Here is a 16,302-nt window from a genome sequence, read left to right on the forward strand (position 1 = left end):
AGGCTTTTGCCGAAGATGCGAATCGAGCCCGACGAATTTGCGCGATACTGTGAATCCTTTGGCTGGATATTTCATGGTGGCTCAAACGGATCCCAAGATCAGACGATCTTTTATTCGTGGATCACAATGGATGGATCGGTACTCGTATCATATGTCTACGATCCAGTATTGAACCTTCCGTATATTATGGTGGAATCCTCGGGGCTGGCGGATTCTTCGGATTCAATTGAGCAAACTGCGCACTCGCTGAGTGATGCCATTGATATGCTATCGCCTGGGCAGGCGATAGAAATATTCAACGCATCTGCAGGTGATCCAGAGGGGCAGGTAAAGGCGGTTCATTTAATTGCAGCCAGCGCCCCGATGGCATTTCAACAAGATTTTTTTGCGAAGTTTTGCCTGATTCTTTCCCATGAGTGTGAAGATGTTCGCAAGATTTCTCTGATTGCTACTCTGTATATGCCGTGGGCGCAAATTGTTTCGGCGGTTCAGTCCATTTCTAAAAATGATGCCTCTCGCGAGGTTAGAGACCTTGCTATCCAGATACTTGAAGACCATCCAATGGCGGGTCGGGCGGACTGAAGTTATTGGAGTGCTCAAGGGAATGAAATCTAGAAGTGCGCCTAAATTGATAGGGGTAATCGAATCGAATAGATGCTAAAGTCTGCGCTCCTATGGCTGGGGAGCGTGGTAAATTTTGAGCTATTTTTGTTTCAGGATAAGAGTGAGTGATGGATGCCGAACTCTGAGGCCAGGGTCAGGCGGCCCAGTTTCTGGTATTCGCGTTGGGTGGCGCGGATCAGCAGGGGCATCGTTATCTCGGTGCCAGCTGTCGCGGCCAGGTAGGCCGCGGTGATGGCGATCGAGCGGATGTTGCCGCCGGCCAGTTCGAAGGATTCCGCGCAGAAGTCCAGGTCCAGGTCGGGGGAGAGGGGGACCTGGGTGCCCAGGGACTTGGCCCACAGGCGTCTGCGGTCCTCGGCGTCCGGGAGCGGGAAGTCGATGACCAGGTCCAGGCGCCGGGTGAAGGCGTCGTCCAGGTTGGCCCGGAGGTTGGTCGACAGGATGGCCAGGCCGTCGAAGGATTCCATGCGTTGCAGCAGGTAGGCGCTCTCCACGTTCGCGTAGCGGTCGTGGGCGTCCTTGACCTCCGAGCGTTTGCCGAAGATGGCGTCCGCCTCGTCGAAGAGCAGGACGCCGTTGATGCCGGCCGCCTCCGTGAAGATGCGTTCCAGGTTCTTCTCCGTCTCGCCGACGTACTTGTCGATCACCGTGGCGAGATCCACCGTGTAGAGGTCCAGGCCGAGATCGGCCGCGATGACCTCCGCGGACATCGTCTTGCCCGTCCCCGAGTCGCCCGCGAACAGCGCCGACACCCCGCGGCCCCGGCCGCCGCCCGGGCGCATGGACCAGGTGCCCAGGACCTGGTCGCGGTGCCGGGCGCGGGCCGCCAGTTCGTGGAGCTGGGTCAGGGCGTCCGCCGGCAGCACCAGGTCGTCCCAGGTGACGGATGGTTCGATGCGCCGGGCGAGCCGGTCCAGGCCGGCCGCGTTCTGGGCCCGGGCGCCCGCGCTGATGTGATCCGGTCGCAGTACGCCGTCCGTCAGGAGCGCCGACTGTGCCGCGGTGCGGGCCGCCCCCGCCAGTTGGGACGGGGTGAGGAGGAACGGGGACAGCAGGTCCGTCAGGTTCAGGTCCGCCGGGATCGGACCTCCGTGCGCCGCCGTCCAGATGTCGGCGCGCTGGGACGGTTCGACCCGGGGGGCGGCGAGGTGCAGTGGCTGGTCGCTCGACCAGTCCGCGTCCCACGGGATCGATCCCGTCAGGATCAGGGGCGGCTCGCTCTGCGTGAGCAGCCGCAGCGTGGGGACGTGCTGGGGGACCAGGGCTTCCAGGGGTGAGCAGATCAGGCCCGCGTCCGTCAGCCGCGCCTCCCGGATCAGCGTGCGGACGGCCTGGGACGGTGCCGGGTCCTCCGCCAGTCGGTGCAGGTTGACCGTGAGGGTTCGTCTGCCCGTCGCCGTCAGCGCCTGTGCGGCCATGGAGTGGGCGGCTCCGCCCAGGGGCGACTTCAGGTGGACCAGGCGCACGCCCCGGGTCAGGGCCGTCGTCAGCGCGTCCGCCGCGCTGCCGGGAAAGGGCGTGTCCTCCCACGTCAGCAGGTGCGCGATGCGCGGGTCCGGGGTGTCGCTGCCCAGCAGGTGGGACGTCACCCGGTCCGGGACCCGCAGCGCCCGGGTCAGGAACGGGCGGTCCGCGTCCTCCGTCAGTAGCAAGCCGCCGTCGATCAGCGGGGATCCGGAGGCGAAATGGTCACGTGCCGTCGCGTCCGCAGGTGAGGCGCCGCACAGGCCCAGCGCCAGGCCGATCGACGGGCGGCGGCGCGTCACGTCGTCGTTCAGATAGCCGTAGAACGCCTCGAAGCGGTCGTCCAGGTCGGGCAGGAGCGCGATCAGCAGGATGTCCACCTCCCGGTGGGAGAGGCGGAAGGTCCGGCGCAGCGCGTTCAGCCGGGAGGGTTCGGCGGGCTCGTTGTACTCGTCCTTGTACTCGTCCTTGTCCTCGTCGATGTCGCCGAGCGCGGATCCGCCCGCCGGGCGGCCCTCGTCCAGCAGCCACTGGATCCGGTCCTCGCTCAGATACAGGCCCCGGAACGCGTCGTCCGGGTCCGGATCGGTCCGCCTGCGCTCCGCCACCGCCTCCCGGATGCGCTGCTCCACCCGGCGGGCCCGGCCCAGCAGATGAACGGCCGTCATGCCCCGCCGCCGGCTTCCGCCGTGTTCGTCATCCCGACGCTGACCCCGCCGTCCGTGACCGGCGGGCCCGCCGGGTACACCGGGGACTCGGTCACCGGCACGCTGATCACCAGGTCCAGGGACGGCTTCAACTCGCCGCCCAGCGCGCTCCACACATCCGCGAACGACCGGTCCTCCGGCGGCGGCAGCGCGATCGTCATCGGGATCGCGATGCCCAACTCCGCCAGCGCTCCCGTCAGGTGGACAGCCGGCAGCGCGTCCTGGCGCAGCAGCGAGATGAGCAGCGAGGACAGCAGCCGGTGTTCGTCCTCCGGGCGCTTGGTCCAGGCGGTGATCAGGTACGAGAGCTTGAAGTAGCGCGGCGGCCGGCGGCGGGCCACGACGATGCCCGCCTCGTTGTACTCGTTGTGCAGCCCGCGTTCCCGCCGCCGCATGTCCTCGCGGATGTCGTACAGGTACAGGTTCACCGTCGGGGCGTTGACCTTCGCCGCCCACTCCCGGGTCGGCGCCTCGAAGACGATCGCGATCTGCGCGCCCGCGATCACATCCGTCCGCAGCATTCCGCGCAGCGCCTCGTCCACTTCATGGATCATCGTCTGCTCCGCCCGTCCGCCGTCAGCTGCGCCCGATGAAGTCCGGTGGCCGCAGCGTTCGCTGCACCACCAGGAAGTCCTCCTCGAACGGTTCGAACTCCGCCGTCTCCGCCCGCAGGACGCGCGCCCCCAGCTGGTCCTTGCGGAGCACCGGCATCTGCGTTTCGAACGTGCCGTCGGCCGCCGCCCGTACGGGTGCCTGAGCCGCCGTGATGCCGGGCGCCCAGCTCAGGGTCACCCGGGTGCCAGGCGGGAAGTTCTCGCCGCGCACGATCGCCACCGAGCCGGGGGTGCCGACCTCGGGGGTGATGGTCAGTTCCGGCTGGACGATGTCGATCCGCGCGGTCGTCGTGTTGTCGGCGCCCGCCGGGTCGGCGGTCGTCCCGCTGACGGTGGCCCGCAGTTCGCCGCTGAGCGGCAGTCCGTACGTCGCTGTCTGGGTCACTGTCAGGCGTTCGCCCGGCTCCACCGTGCAGGGGGCGGACGCCGTGCAGGCGGACTGGGTCTCCACCGTGCGGTCGGCCGGATCCGGGCGGCGTGGCCAGGCCGTCGCCAGCACCACGCCCTCGGCCGTGTCGGGGCCGGCGTTGGTGAGGGTGAACTCGGTGGTGACGGGCAGACCGGTGTAGCCCGGTACGGGATCCACCGCAGCCGTCACCGCGACATCGGCCGAGGGCGGCGGGGGCGGTGCCGGCGGGTCGGGCAGGACCGGCAGGACCGTGAACGTCGCCGTACCGGTGCCCGTGTTGCCCGCCGAGTCGGTGGCCGTGCACACCACCTCCGTGGTGCCGACCGGGAACACCGCGCCGGACGGCGGCTCGCACTCCACCGGCAGTGCGCCGTCCACGGCGTCCTCCGCTGTGGCGGTGTACTCGATCCGGACCCCGTCCTCCTCGGTGGCCCGCACCGTGCGGTCGTCGATGGTCACGATGGGCGCGCCGAGGTCGTTGACGGTGATCGTGATGGTCTGGCGGTAGTCCGGGTCGGTCTCCTCGTCGTCCTCCGGGGCCGCCGGGGGCGGGGCGTCCGGGTCGAGGAGCTCCGGTGGAATGCCGTTCGGCGCCCGGCCGTCGAGCAGGAACTGGACGACGCAGGTCAGGGTGGTGCCCTGCGGGGCGTCCTCGGCGACGGTGATGGTCTCGGCGAACGCCGCCGATCCGCCGCTCGTCACCGTCCGGGTCTCGGGCGTCAGGACCACGGTCAGCGCCGGGTCGCAGACGAGCGTCTGATGGGTGACGGTGGTGGAGAGGTTGGTGAGCCCCTGCACGATGGCCTCACTCACCCGTTCCGCGTCGATGCCCTCGATGAGTTGCCCGTCCGTCGCCGCCACGAGGGCGTCGGCCTGGCCCGGCGGGTGCGGTGGGTCGGTTCCCCAGTCGGGGTGGGTGCCGTCGCCGTTGAGACCGTCGCCGTCGGGTGTGTCGATGTCCACGGCCACGGTGCGCGCGCCGATGTTCCGCAGAAGGGTGATCACATCGCTGAGGTGGTGGCCCATGCTCGGGTCGTGGCTGGACGCGTCGCCGATCAGGACGATGATGGGGCTCGCGCCGTCCCGGAACTCGGTGGCCCCGTCTGCGCCGGTGCCGATCTGCCACAGGGCGTTGATCCAGTCTTCGGCCGGTCCGCCGCTCCACCCTCCCCGGTCGGCCTCGATGCCGTCGACACCGTCCTGGACGGCCGTCAGGTCGTACGTCAGCGGGGTGTGCACCTCGAAGGTCCGGCTGCCGTCCGTCTCGTCGTTGTCGTCGCCGAAGCTGATGACCGCGAACCGGGAGTCGGGCTGTTCCTGCCGTACCCGGTCGGTGACCACCGTCAGGGTCTCGCGCAGCCGGTCGATGGTCGGCTGCATGCTTCCCGTGCCGTCGACCAGCAGCACCACCTCGGGCCGCGGGGGCACCACCGGGGTACGGATCTCCTTGTCGGCCTCGATCGTCCCGCCGGGGTCGGCCTCGCGCGTCACGCCGCCCGGGGTCGTGCCCGGGCCGGGGTCCACCGCGGCGGCGTACGCCGCGCCGCCCGCCGCCGAACCGGAGATCGATGCCGCCAGCAGCATCAGGACCGTACTCAGCGCCATCCGCCACCGGCCGTCCGCTCCCCCCGGCCGCCCCGCTGCCCGCCGCCCCAGTGCCAGCCCCCGCACGGTCCACCTCACTCGTGATCGCTCGGATCCCCACCGTCTCCCGCGCGCGGGGGCGGCGCAGCGAGAGCGGAGCCAGCCTTTCGGGAAGGGGCTCCTTCCCGAAAGGCCGTTGGCGCCTCCGGTCTCAGATCAGGCCCTGGCGCAGCGCGTACGCCACCGCGTGGGAGCGGTTGCGCAGATTGAGCCGGGTCATGACCGCGTGCAGCACGTTCTTGATCGTCCGTTCGGAATAGGCCAGGCGTACGGCGATGTCGGCCGTGTCGAACCCTTCCGCGACCAGCCGCAGCACCTCGATCTCGCGCGCCGCGAGTCCGGTGAAGTTCAGTCCGCGCGGGGCGAGTACCTGGCCCTGTACGCGGCCCACCTGCGTCAGCAGGCCGCCCAGCAGGTCCGGCGGCACGTACCCCTCGCCCTTGGCCACCGCGCCGATCACCGCGATCAGCCGTTCGGGGGTGGCCTCCGTGCGGCGTACCACCCCCACGAAGCCGCACTCGGCGGCGCTCACCAGTTGCTGTTCGTCGATCTGGGTGACCACCAGCACCCCGCGCGGGGAGCCGGTCCGTTGTGCCTGTCGCAGGATCCGCAGGGCGCCGTCGTCGATGAGGTCCACCACGACGACCACCACCTGCGCCGTGTCGCAGGATCCGTCCCGGTCGACGATGCGTACCTCCGGCCGGGTCCTGAGGTGGCTGGCGATGCCTGCCTGTGAGATCGGATCCTGGGCCCGCAGGTCCACGGTGATGCGGTCCGTGACTGTTTGTTGCACGTCGCGTCGTCCTCCCCCTGTTGAATTAAGTCATGTCATGATCGCGTCATATGCCAATCGGGAGATTGCCCCACCCACCCCCATAAGAGGTGCTTCCGGGCCAGGAGGGGTAATCACCGGCGCAGCCACGATGGCTTGGAGAGAACCACATCTTGCCCAAAAGTGTTCCTGTACGGCCGCTCCCCGCCCGTTCACCGCCCCCTACCGTGCCCGTTATGACCGTGTCAGCGAGCTTGGACGAGTCGCCCCTCTCCGTGTCACCCGGAGACGAGGCCGGCCTCCCCGTACGGGTGCTGAACTCCGGCACCATCGTCGAAGAGGTCCGATTCGAGGTGGTCGGGCCGTGTGCCGCCTGGACCACGGTCGAACCGGAAACCCTCTCCCTGTACCCGGGGTCCACGGGCACCGCCGTGCTCCGCCTGCGCCCGCCCCGCGAATCCGGCGTCACCCCCGGCACCGTCCCGCTCGGCCTGCGGGTCACCCACACCAGCGACGACGGCAAGCCGCAGGTGCCCGAACGCACCGTCACCGTCGAGCCGTACGCCGAGGTCACGGCCGAACTGCTGCCGCGCGGTTCGCAGGGCAGGCTGCGCGGCCGGCACCGGATCGCCGTCGACAACCGGGGCAACACCCCCAGCACCCTCGACCTCACCGCGCAGCAGTCCACCGACCGGGTGCGCCCCGTCTTCGAACCAGCGACCCTGCGGATCCCGCCCGGCCAGGCGCAGTTCGCCACGCTGAAGGTCAAGCCCGCCAAGCGCGTGTGGCGCGGCGCCGCCGTCACCCACCCCTTCCAGGCGGTCGTCAGCACCGCCCCGGCCGCCGCCGGGGAGGCCGCGGCGGCCGGGAGCACGGACCCGCCACCCGCCGGCGCCGAACCCGTCGTCCTGGACGGGGTGTACGAGCAGCAGGCCATCATCCCGCAGTGGCTGCCCCGTGCCCTGATCGCCGCGGTACTCATCGGCGCGCTGCTCACCGGGCTGTGGTTCACCGTGCTGCGGCCCACCGTGCAGTCCGCCGCGCGGGACGCGGTGCCCGACGCCGTCCAGGAAGCCGTGGAGGAGATCGACGCCTCCCGCGACGGCGGACTGACCCAGGGTCAGGACGGCGGTCCCGACGCGGGGGCGGGCGGCGCGGGTGGCGGCGGCGGCGGTGACCCGGCCGGTCAGGGCGCGGGCGGCGCGGACGGCGGCGCCGACGGAGCGGGCGGGGGCGGCGGTTCACCCGCCGCAGGCGAGCCGGGCGGCCCCGGCCTGCCCACCAGCGCCCGCGTGGAGGTACGGGACGGCCCGGGCGGTGGCGCCACCACCCGCAGCGCGTACGAGGTGCCGTCCGGCATGACGTTCCAGCTGACCGACATCGTGGTGCAGAACCCGCAGGGCGACGCCGGTGACCTGACCATCTCCAGCCAGGGCGCGCCGCTGCTCACCCTGGCCCTGGAGAACTTCCGTGACACCGACTACCACTTCGTCACCCCGATTGCGGTGCCGGCGGGCGAGGAGATCACCATCACGCTCAACTGCCGCGAGGTGGGGCGGCCGGTGGCCAGCAGCGCGCCCTCCGAGTGCTCCGAGGCGCTGTTCCTGTCGGGCACGCTCACCGCGCCGCCGGAGGGCTGAGCCGACGGGGGCCGGCCGGGGCGCGCCGGGCGGGAGCGGGACAACCGGGCGCGCCGACCGGGCGCGCCGGGCCGAACGTGCGGGGGCGTACGCGCCGGGCCGAGGTGACCTCAACCGGCCCGGCCGGCCCAACCCCGGCCCACCCGGCCGCCCCGCCCCGCCCCGCCCCGGTCCGGAGGCTACGGGGCGTCCCCGGTCGCCTCCTCCTCTTCCTCCTCCTCGGCGGCCCGCTGGACGAAGGCCCCCTGGACGTCCGCCGGTTCCTCGTCCTCGCCCTCGTCCTCCTCCGTCCGCTGCACGGCCGCGGCCGTCGCCGGAGCCGGCGCGGACACCGGTGCGGCGGCCTCCGCCCCGGCGGGGGAGGAGGGCGCCGGTTCCGCCATCGCCCGCTCGGCGTTGGCGACCGCCTCCCGCTCGTACCGGTCCGAGGGATCGCTCACCCGGATCCCGCCGGGCGCCTCCGTCCCCTCCACCGGACCGCTGCGCTGCTGGATCACATGGGTCAGCTCGTGCGCCAGCATGGTGCGGCCCTCGTCCGAGCCGGGGGCGTAGGCGTCGCGCTGGAACACCACGTCGTTGCCGACCGTGTACGCGTGCGCGCCCACCTCCTTCGCCGAGTCGTGCGCCCGGGAGTCGGTGTGCACCCGGACGTCGGAGAAGTCGGCTCCCAGCCGCGCCTCCATGTCCGAGCGGGTATCCGTGTCCAGCGCCTGGCCACCGCCCGAACCCACCACGTCGTGCACCGAGGACCGGCCGCCGCTCTCCTCCTCGCCCGAGCGGTCCGCCTCCCGTTGCAGCATCGCGCCCACCGCGTGGTTGCCCACGGCGCGCTGCAGGGCGCCCATGCCGCCCGTACCGACCACGTCCGGGCGCCCGGCGGCCGCCGCCCCGTACAGCTTCGGCAGCGCCTCCTGGTGCCACGGCGTCTCCCGCCGGGCCTCCGCCGCCCCGTCGTCGAACTCGTTCCCCTGCTCATGCGCGCGCATTGCCAGCTCCTCGGCCCTCGTCGGCCCCTCGACATCCCCTCCAGCGTCGGCGCACCGGCCGCCGCCGTCCAGGGACACCGCACCCCGGCCGGCGCGGGGCGGGGGCACGGTCCGCTGCACGAACGGGCAAGCCCCACCGCCCGCGCCCGCCCGCCGCGCTACCCGGGAACGCCCGCCGTCCACCCCGTCACATCGACCTCATCCAGCCGCTCCGGCCGCCAGCGCGGACGCTGATCCTTGTCGACCAGCAGCGCCCGTACCCCCTCCGCGAAGTCCGCGCCGCGCGCCACCCGGGACGCGAGCAGCAACTCCCGCTCCAGACACACCGCCAGGTCCTCGCTCGCCGCGCCCCGCTCCAGCAGCTCGCAGGTCAGCCACAGACTGGTGGGGGAGAACCCGGCCAGCTCCCGCCGGACCTCCCGCGCCCACGCACCGGGCTCGGCGGCCAGCCGCTCCAGGATCCGCCGCGGGTCGGCGTCCGCGAAGCACCGCTCGATCAGCTCGCGCTGCTCCGCCCACTGCGTTCCGGCCGGCGGCGCCGGCCGGGAGAACCGCTCCACCGTCGCCACCACCCCCTCGGTAGGCGCGCGCAACGCCTCCTCAAGACCCGGGAGTTCCTCCTGCGGAACGAAGTGCGTGGCCAGGCCGCACTCCAGCGCCCGCGCCGCGTCCAGCCGGGCCCCGGTCAGCCCCAGATACCGGCCCAGCGGCAGCCCCAGCCGGGGCAGGAACCAGCTCGCCCCGACATCGGGGAAGAACCCGATCCTGGTCTCCGGCATCGCGAACACCGCCCGCTCGGTCACCACCCGCACCGAGCCGTGGACCGAGATCCCCAGCCCGCCGCCCATCACCAGGCCGTCGATCAGCGACACGTACGGCTTGGGAAACCGCGCGATGCGGCCGTTGAGCGCGTACTCGGCGGCGTAGAAGGCGTCCGCCGCCTCCGGCGTCCCCGCCAGCACCGCCTCGCGCGCCGCCCGCACATCACCCCCCGCGCAGAACGCCCGGGGCGAGGCGCTGCGCAGCAGCACCCCGCCGACCTCCGGATCGTCCTCCCAGCGCGCCAGCGCCCCCGCCATCGCCGCCACCATCTCCGCCGTCAGCGCGTTCAGCGCGGCCGGCCGGTTCAGCGTCAGCCGCCCCAGGCCGCCGGAGACTTCCTGTTCCACCAACTGATCCATGGGCGCTCACCCTACGGCGGCGCCCCCCCTGCCTCCTACCCGTCCCGCCCGGCCAGTTCCGCGTCCGCCCCGGCCAGGGCGGCCACCAGCAGTTCCGCGCCCTCGCGCGCCTCCTCCCCGGTCAGGCTCAGCGGCGGCGCGATCCGCAGGACGCTCCCGCCGGGCCCGCCGCCCTTGCCGATCAGCAGCCCCGCCGCCCGGGCCCGCTCCAGCACCAGCGCCGCCACCGCCGGATCCGGCTCACCGGTCCCCGGCCGCACCACCTCGACGGCGATCATCAGACCGCGCCCGCGTACCTCCCGTACCAGCGCGAGGTGTTCCGTTCCCGCCACCAGGCGTTCGCGGAGTTCCGCCCCCACCCGGCGGGCGTTCGACTGGAGGTCGTGCTCCAGCAGATACCCCAGGTTCGCCAGCCCGGCCGCCATCGTCACCGGGCTGCCGCCGAACGTCGAGATGGAGTTGGCGTCCAGCGCGTCCATGATCTCCGCGCGCCCCACCACACCCCCGATCGACATCCCGTTGCCGATGCCCTTCGCGAACGTCAGCAGATCGGGCGGCCCGGCCGCCCCGTGCGCCTGCCAGCCCCAGAAGTGGTCACCGGTACGGCCCCACCCCGTCTGCACCTCGTCGCTGATCCACACGATCCCCTCCCGCGCCAGCACCTCACGGAAGGCCGCGAACAGCCCGTCGGGCCCGGAGGTGAAACCGCCCACCCCCTGCACCGGTTCGGCGATCAGCGCCGCCACCCCGGCCGGGCGGGTGTGCGCCAGCATGTCCTCCAGGTCGGCCACCGCCGCCGCGATGAACTCCCCGTCCGGCAACGCGGCGTACGGGCCACGCGTCCGCACACCGCCGTGCACGTACAGGGTCTGCAACGGCGAGAGGGTGGTCGGCGACCAGGCCGCGTTGCCGGTGATCCCCACCGTGGAGAAGGACCGCCCGTGGTAGCTGTTGCGCATCGCCAGCACCTGGTTGGCGCCCCCGCGGTACGCCGAGGCCAGCAGCAGCGCCGTGTCGTTCGCCTCGGTGCCCGAGGTCGTGAAGAACACCCGGGCGTCCTCGATACCCGACAGATCCGCGATCCGCTCCGCCAGTTCGACCATCGGGCGGTTCAGATACAGCGTCGAGGAGTGCACCAGGCGCTGCGCCTGCTCGCTGACCGCCTTCGCCACCTCCGGCAGCGCGTGCGCCGTCATCGTCGTCAGGATGCCGCCGAAGAAGTCCAGGTAGCGGTTGCCGTCCGCGTCCCACACGTGCCGGCCCGCGCCGTGCGTGAGTTCCAGCGGCCGCTCGTAGTAGAGCGTGAGCCACCGCGGCAGGACGGCCAGGTGCCGCTCGTGCAGGGAGCCGGTCCGCGCGCTCATGGCCGCACCAGCCCCTCGTACGCGTCCGGCCGCCGGTCCCGGTAGAACGCCCACTGCCGCCGCACCTCCCCGATCGCCGCGAAGTCCAGATCCCGCACCAGCAGTTCCTCCTCCTTGTCGCTCGCCACCTCGCCCACGAACCGCCCGCGCGGATCCACGAAGTAGCTGGTGCCGTAGAAGTCGTTGTCGCCGTACTCCTCCGTCCCCACCCGGTTGATCGCCGCCACGAAGTAGCCGTTGGCCACGGCCGCCGCCGGCTGCTCCAGCTGCCACAGGTGCGCCGACAGACCGCGCGAGGTGGCCGACGGGTTGTACACCAGCTGGGCCCCGGCCAGCCCCAGCGCCCGCCAGCCCTCGGGGAAGTGCCGGTCGTAGCAGATGGAGACACCGATCCGGCCCGCCGCCGTGTCGAACACCGGCCATCCCAGATTCCCGGGGCGGAAGTAGAACTTCTCCCAGAAGCCGGGCAGCTGCGGGATGTGGTGCTTGCGGTACCTGCCGAGCACCGTGCCGTCGGCGTCGATCACCGCCGCCGTGTTGTAGTAGTGCCCGGCGTCCTCCACCTCGAAGACCGGCGCCACGATCACCAGGCCCGTCTCGCGGGCCAGCGACCGCAGCCGTTCGACGGTCGGCCCGTGCGGCACCGGTTCGGCCCACCGGTAGTGCTCGGCCTCCTGCACCTGACAGAAGTACGGGGCGTTGAACACCTCCTGGAAACCGATCACCCGGGCCCCGGACCGGGCCGCCTGCCTCGCGTACTCCTCATGCTTGGTGATCATCGATTCGGTGTCGCCGGTCCAGGCGGCCTGCACCAACGCGGCGCGCACGACATCAGCATCAGCCATCAGCTGCTCCTGTGGATGGGGCGATGGACACGCGGAGCGGATCCGTTGCGACGTTAGGATCCGTCACGCACCGTGGCAAGGGCATCAGCGTTACGTCGCCGAATCCACCGCGATTGCCACCCCACCGCGATTCCCGCCCCACCGGGAGCGGACCGCATCGCCCAGGGGGTCGAGGACGTCACACCCCGCCGGTAGAGTCCCCGCCCATGACCGAAGACGCCCGTACCCTCGCGATCGCGATCGCCGTGACCGCCCTCGCCGCTCTCGCCCTGGGCTGGTTCGTTCGCAGCCGCCTCAGCACGCTCGCCCACCGCCGCCGCCAGGAGTTCTTCGGCCTGCCGGACAACTCCGAGTGCATGCTGGTGGTCAGCCGCGACACCGGCACGGACGGCGCCGTGGCCCGCAACGACGTCATGGCGCTGCTGGAACTCTCCGCCGTCATACGCAACTGCGGGGCCCGCGCCCAGCTGATATCCGGGGAGACCGCCCGGCAGGGCTTCGGCGAGCGCACCGAGTTCTGCCTCGGCTCGCCGGTGGCCAACCGCCGCTCCGCCGCGCACCTCCACAGCCTGCTGCCGGGGGTCTCCGTCAACACGGACGCCGATCCTGGACCCGACCGGGGGGCGTTCGTCATCGGCAGCGAGCGCTTCCGGCTGGAGAACGGCTCCGTCGAACACGTCCTGCTCGCCCGCCTCACCGCCGGGCAGGAGGGCCGCCCCGTCTTCCTCGCCTGCGGCCAGCGCTCCATCACCCACCAGGCCGCCGCCCGTTACCTCGCCCGCCACAACGCCCGCCTCAGCCGCAAGTACGGCTCGGGCGGCACCTTCGTCCTGCTGCTGAAGGTGGTCAACTCCCAGGCGTACGGTCCCGACGTCGTCGAACTGGTCAAGGACGTCACCCGGGTGGCGACCGTGCCCCAGCCCAAGCTCACCAGGAGTAAGGACCTCTGACCGCGCGTGACATAGTGACGTAGCCTGGACGTCGGCGGAAAGGATGATGAGGATGGGCGACGCCCGGCCGGTATACCAGCGCATCGCGGACGATCTGCGGCAGCAGATCGACGAGGGCACGCTTGCGGTGGGCGCGCGTATCCCCTCCCGCGCCGAGCTCAAACGCACCTACACCGCCAGCGACCAGACGGTGGACCGCGCCGTACGGGTGCTGAAGGCCGCCGGATACGCCACCGGCCAGTTCGGGCGCGGCGTCTTCGTCAGCGACCGCGAGCCGCTCGGCGTCCTGCTCCGCTCCACCGGGGCCGTCGACAGCCCGCTCGCCGCCCGCATCCAGATCCTGTCCGGCGGGCGTGAGCACGCCCACGGTCACGGTCACGGCCCGGGGGAGGGGCACCAGGAGGGCCCGGCCGGCGAACAGCCCGACCTGATCTGGGAGGCCACCTCCACGGCCGTCGCCGCACCGCCCGAGATCGCCGTCCGGCTCGGCGTCGGCGTCGGCGAACCACTGATGTGCACCCAGTACGAGTACCTGGCGGACCGCCGCCCGCTGCAACTCGCCACCAGCTGGGAGCCGCTGGCCCTCACCAAGGGCACCGACGTCCTGCACCCCGAACGCGGCCCCTACGCCCGGCGCGGTGTCCGCGGCCGGTTCGCGGCGATCGGTATCCGGATCGTCCGCGCCACCGAGACCGTCGCCTCCCGGCCCGCCACCGGGGCGGAGGCCGACGCGCTGGGCTGTTCGCCCGGTCAGTGCCTCACCGCCGTGCAGCGCACCCACTACGACGAACACGACCGCGCCGTGGAGACCTCCGACACCGTGCTGCGGGGCGATCGCTGGCGCCTGGAGTACGCCATCGGCTTCGGCGGCTGAGCCTCGGCGGCCAAGTCTCGTCGCGGCTGAGCTTCGGCGGCCGGGAAGCGGCCGAGGGGGCCGCCGGTGCGCGCACCGGCTCAGAACCCGGCGCTCTCCGCGTACACCTGGGACAGCTCGGGCACCCCGGTGTCCGCCCAGTCATGACCGGCCGTCAGCACATCCACCCGCAGCCCCGGGCCCACCGCCACCACGGGCCCGCCGTGCGCCCCCGGCACCCACCGGGCCCCCGGCACCGTCCGCACCAGCACCGTGCCCAGATACAGGCCCGCGTCCGTGCCCAGACCTGCCATCTCCTCCGGGTCGTCCCGCCACCGGGGCAGCAACTGGTCCAGCGCCTCCAGCGATTCGGGCGTGTCCCCGAGCACCACCCCGGCGGCCAGCGCCCTGGCCCGCAGCAGCTCGCACTCCGACAGCAGTTGCGCCACGCCCTCGGTATCGGCCCAGGCGCCCTGCGCGCCGTCCCCCGCCCGCTGACCCGGAGGGGGCCCCAGCCGCGGATCGGCCCGCTTGCGCCAGTTGTCCAGGAAAGGGATGTTCATGCGCTTCAGCGTCCCACCCCGGGCCCGCGGGGGGCCACAGGGCCACACCCGTCATCTTGTTCGTGGCGGAATTTCGTCCCCCGGGTGCCCTACACCTCCAGGTCGACCACGACCGGCGCGTGGTCGGAGGCGCCCTTGCCCTTGCGCTCCTCGCGGTCCACATAGGCGTCCTTGACGCCGCCCGCGAACGCCGCGTTGCCCAGCACCAGATCGATGCGCATGCCCCGGTTCTTCGGGAAGCCCAGCTGCCGGTAGTCCCAGTACGTGAACGGGTGGTCGTACTTCAGCGGGCGCGGCCGCACATCGCTCAGCCCGGCGCCGCGCAGCGAGGCCAGCGCCTCCCGTTCCGCCGCCGTCACATGCGTGGCCCCCTCGAACGCCGAGATGTCCCACACGTCCTCGTCCGCCGGCGCGATGTTGAAGTCGCCGAGCACCGCGAACGGCCGCCCCGCCGCCGCGTCCGCGCGTACCGCCTCGCGCAGCGCCGCCAGCCAGCGCAGCTTGTAGGCGTAGTGCGGGTGTCCGACCTCGCGCCCGTTGGGCACGTACACCGACCACACCCGCACCCCGTCACAGGTGGCGGCGACCGCGCGCGGCTCGTTGAGCCCGTCGTAGTCGGGGCCGCCCGGCAGCCCGGTCACCGGCTCGGAGATCCCGATCCGGGAGACCACCGCGACCCCGTTCCAGCGGCCGTCCGCGTGCACGGCCGCCTCGTACCCCAGCGCCCGCAGCTGCTCGGTGGGGAACGCCTCGGCGGCGCACTTCAGCTCCTGGAGGCACAGCACGTCGGTGCCGCTGCTCTCCAGCCAGGCGAGCAGCCTCGGCAGGCGCGCCGTGATCGAGTTGATGTTCCAGGTGGCGATGCGCATCGGCTCGGGATCTCTCTCAGACTCTTAGACGGTGGTGGAATCGCCGGGGGTCATCCGGGTGTAGGCGGTGCCGCCGATGCCCGGACCCTGCGGCCCCAGATTGCGGCCGTAGACGCCCAGGCCGGTGTCGCTCAGCAGCCCGTCGTGGATCGCCAGCGCCCGCTGCGCGCCGACCTCGCGGGCGTAGTCCACGATCTCCGAGAACTTGTTCCACGGAGCGTGGACGGGCAGCAGCAGCGTGTGCACGGGACGGTCCGGCACGGTCAGCGCGTCGCCGGGGTGGAAGACCTCGCCGTCCACCAGGAAGCCGATGTTGGTGACCCGCGGCATGTCGGGGTGGATCACCGCGTGCAGCTCCCCGTGCACCTCCACCCCGAAGCCGGCCGCGGTGAAGCTGTCGCCGTGCCCCACGGTGCGCACCCGGCCGGGGAAGGCCGCGCTCAGCTGCTCGGCGACGCTGCGCAGCGTCCACACCTCGGCGGCGGGGTTCGCCTCCAGCGCCGTGCGCAGCCGCTCCTCGTCGAAGTGGTCCGGGTGCTCGTGGGTGACCAGGACGGCGTCGGCGCCCAGCGCCGCGTCCTCCTCGCTGAACCGCCCGGGATCGATGACGAGAACCCGTCCGTCGTCCCGGGTGAGCCGTACGCAGGAGTGGCCCTTCTTGGTGAGCTGCATGCCCGCCATTGTGCTACGGCCCACTGACAGCGGCAGCCGCGACGCTCCCCGGGCCCCGCGCCCCCGCGCCGCCCCCGTACCGGAAACGCCGGAGGCCCGGGTGACCGTACGGTCACCCGGGCCCCCGGACCCGCTCTCCGCGCCG

General features: G+C 71.9%; 15 protein-coding genes. 4 read left to right on the forward strand and 11 right to left on the reverse strand.

What is annotated here, in order from left to right; genetic code table 11:
- Positions 1–15 precede the first annotated feature (15 nt).
- Complete coding sequence (locus tag ACTFAP_RS24935) at positions 16–582, forward strand: hypothetical protein (RefSeq protein ID WP_500467456.1); 567 nt, start codon at positions 16–18, stop codon at positions 580–582.
- A 131-nt stretch (positions 583–713) separates the two neighbouring features.
- On the opposite strand, the gene ACTFAP_RS24940 is transcribed toward ACTFAP_RS24935, so the two are convergent.
- The 4 genes from ACTFAP_RS24940 to ACTFAP_RS24955 all read right to left on the reverse strand — a co-directional run bounded on the left by ACTFAP_RS24940 (position 714) and on the right by ACTFAP_RS24955 (position 6,225).
- Entirely contained in the window at positions 714–2,756 is a 2,043-nt protein-coding gene (locus ACTFAP_RS24940; RefSeq protein WP_500467457.1) for an ATP-binding protein, read from the reverse strand.
- Positions 2,753–3,349 carry a Pvc16 family protein gene (locus ACTFAP_RS24945; protein WP_400008438.1) on the reverse strand — a complete coding sequence of 199 codons (597 nt, stop codon included), beginning with the start codon at positions 3,347–3,349 and terminating at the stop codon, positions 2,753–2,755. The genes ACTFAP_RS24940 and ACTFAP_RS24945 overlap by 4 nt, the downstream gene beginning before the upstream one ends.
- Positions 3,350–3,371: 22 nt before the next feature.
- Positions 3,372–5,423 carry an HYR domain-containing protein gene (locus ACTFAP_RS24950; protein ID WP_500467458.1) on the reverse strand — a complete coding sequence of 684 codons (2,052 nt, stop codon included), beginning with the start codon at positions 5,421–5,423 and terminating at the stop codon, positions 3,372–3,374.
- Between the two features lie 190 nt (positions 5,424–5,613).
- Entirely contained in the window at positions 5,614–6,225 is a 612-nt protein-coding gene (locus ACTFAP_RS24955; RefSeq protein WP_390122367.1) for a response regulator transcription factor, read from the reverse strand.
- A gap of 245 nt (positions 6,226–6,470) precedes the next feature.
- On the opposite strand from ACTFAP_RS24955, the gene ACTFAP_RS24960 reads away from it, so the two are divergent.
- Positions 6,471–7,874 carry a COG1470 family protein gene (locus tag ACTFAP_RS24960; protein ID WP_500467459.1) on the forward strand — a complete coding sequence of 468 codons (1,404 nt, stop codon included), beginning with the start codon at positions 6,471–6,473 and terminating at the stop codon, positions 7,872–7,874.
- Positions 7,875–8,053: 179 nt separating this feature from the next.
- On the opposite strand, the gene ACTFAP_RS24965 is transcribed toward ACTFAP_RS24960, so the two are convergent.
- The 4 genes from ACTFAP_RS24965 to ACTFAP_RS24980 all read right to left on the reverse strand — a co-directional run bounded on the left by ACTFAP_RS24965 (position 8,054) and on the right by ACTFAP_RS24980 (position 12,250).
- Complete coding sequence (locus ACTFAP_RS24965; RefSeq protein ID WP_390122114.1) at positions 8,054–8,860, reverse strand: eCIS core domain-containing protein; 807 nt, start codon at positions 8,858–8,860, stop codon at positions 8,054–8,056.
- Positions 8,861–9,018: 158 nt separating this feature from the next.
- The gene (locus tag ACTFAP_RS24970) at positions 9,019–10,041 is read right to left on the reverse strand and encodes an enoyl-CoA hydratase/isomerase family protein (RefSeq protein WP_500467460.1); all 1,023 of its coding nucleotides are present in this window, start codon (positions 10,039–10,041) and stop codon (positions 9,019–9,021) included.
- Positions 10,042–10,076: 35 nt separating this feature from the next.
- Positions 10,077–11,405 carry an aspartate aminotransferase family protein gene (locus ACTFAP_RS24975; protein ID WP_500467461.1) on the reverse strand — a complete coding sequence of 443 codons (1,329 nt, stop codon included), beginning with the start codon at positions 11,403–11,405 and terminating at the stop codon, positions 10,077–10,079.
- Positions 11,402–12,250 (reverse strand): nitrilase-related carbon-nitrogen hydrolase, encoded by an 849-nt coding sequence (locus ACTFAP_RS24980; RefSeq protein WP_500467462.1) that lies wholly within the window; start codon positions 12,248–12,250, stop codon positions 11,402–11,404. Before ACTFAP_RS24980 ends, ACTFAP_RS24975 begins: the two co-directional genes overlap by 4 nt.
- A 206-nt stretch (positions 12,251–12,456) precedes the next feature.
- Here ACTFAP_RS24980 and ACTFAP_RS24985 point away from each other — a divergent pair, with 206 nt between their 5' ends.
- Together ACTFAP_RS24985 and ACTFAP_RS24990 are read left to right on the forward strand one after the other, a co-directional pair.
- Positions 12,457–13,200, forward strand: coding sequence for a hypothetical protein (locus ACTFAP_RS24985; RefSeq protein WP_390122118.1), 744 nt, complete (start codon positions 12,457–12,459; stop codon positions 13,198–13,200).
- Between the two features lie 52 nt (positions 13,201–13,252).
- On the forward strand, positions 13,253–14,074 hold the full coding sequence (locus ACTFAP_RS24990) for a GntR family transcriptional regulator (protein ID WP_390122119.1): 822 nt from the start codon (positions 13,253–13,255) through the stop codon (positions 14,072–14,074).
- A gap of 80 nt (positions 14,075–14,154) precedes the next feature.
- Here ACTFAP_RS24990 and ACTFAP_RS24995 read toward each other — a convergent pair whose 3' ends face one another.
- The 3 genes from ACTFAP_RS24995 to ACTFAP_RS25005 form a co-directional block, all read right to left on the reverse strand.
- Positions 14,155–14,616, reverse strand: a complete 462-nt coding sequence (locus ACTFAP_RS24995) for a DUF6278 family protein (RefSeq protein ID WP_500467463.1) — start codon at positions 14,614–14,616, stop codon at positions 14,155–14,157.
- Between the two features lie 89 nt (positions 14,617–14,705).
- Positions 14,706–15,485: an exodeoxyribonuclease III gene (locus ACTFAP_RS25000; protein ID WP_390122121.1), complete on the reverse strand. Its 780-nt coding sequence runs from the start codon at positions 15,483–15,485 to the stop codon at positions 14,706–14,708.
- Positions 15,486–15,509: 24 nt separating this feature from the next.
- Positions 15,510–16,157, reverse strand: coding sequence for an MBL fold metallo-hydrolase (locus ACTFAP_RS25005; protein ID WP_500467465.1), 648 nt, complete (start codon positions 16,155–16,157; stop codon positions 15,510–15,512).
- Positions 16,158–16,302: the final 145 nt, after the last annotated feature.

Source organism: Streptomyces sp. PH9007 (assembly GCF_059813725.1).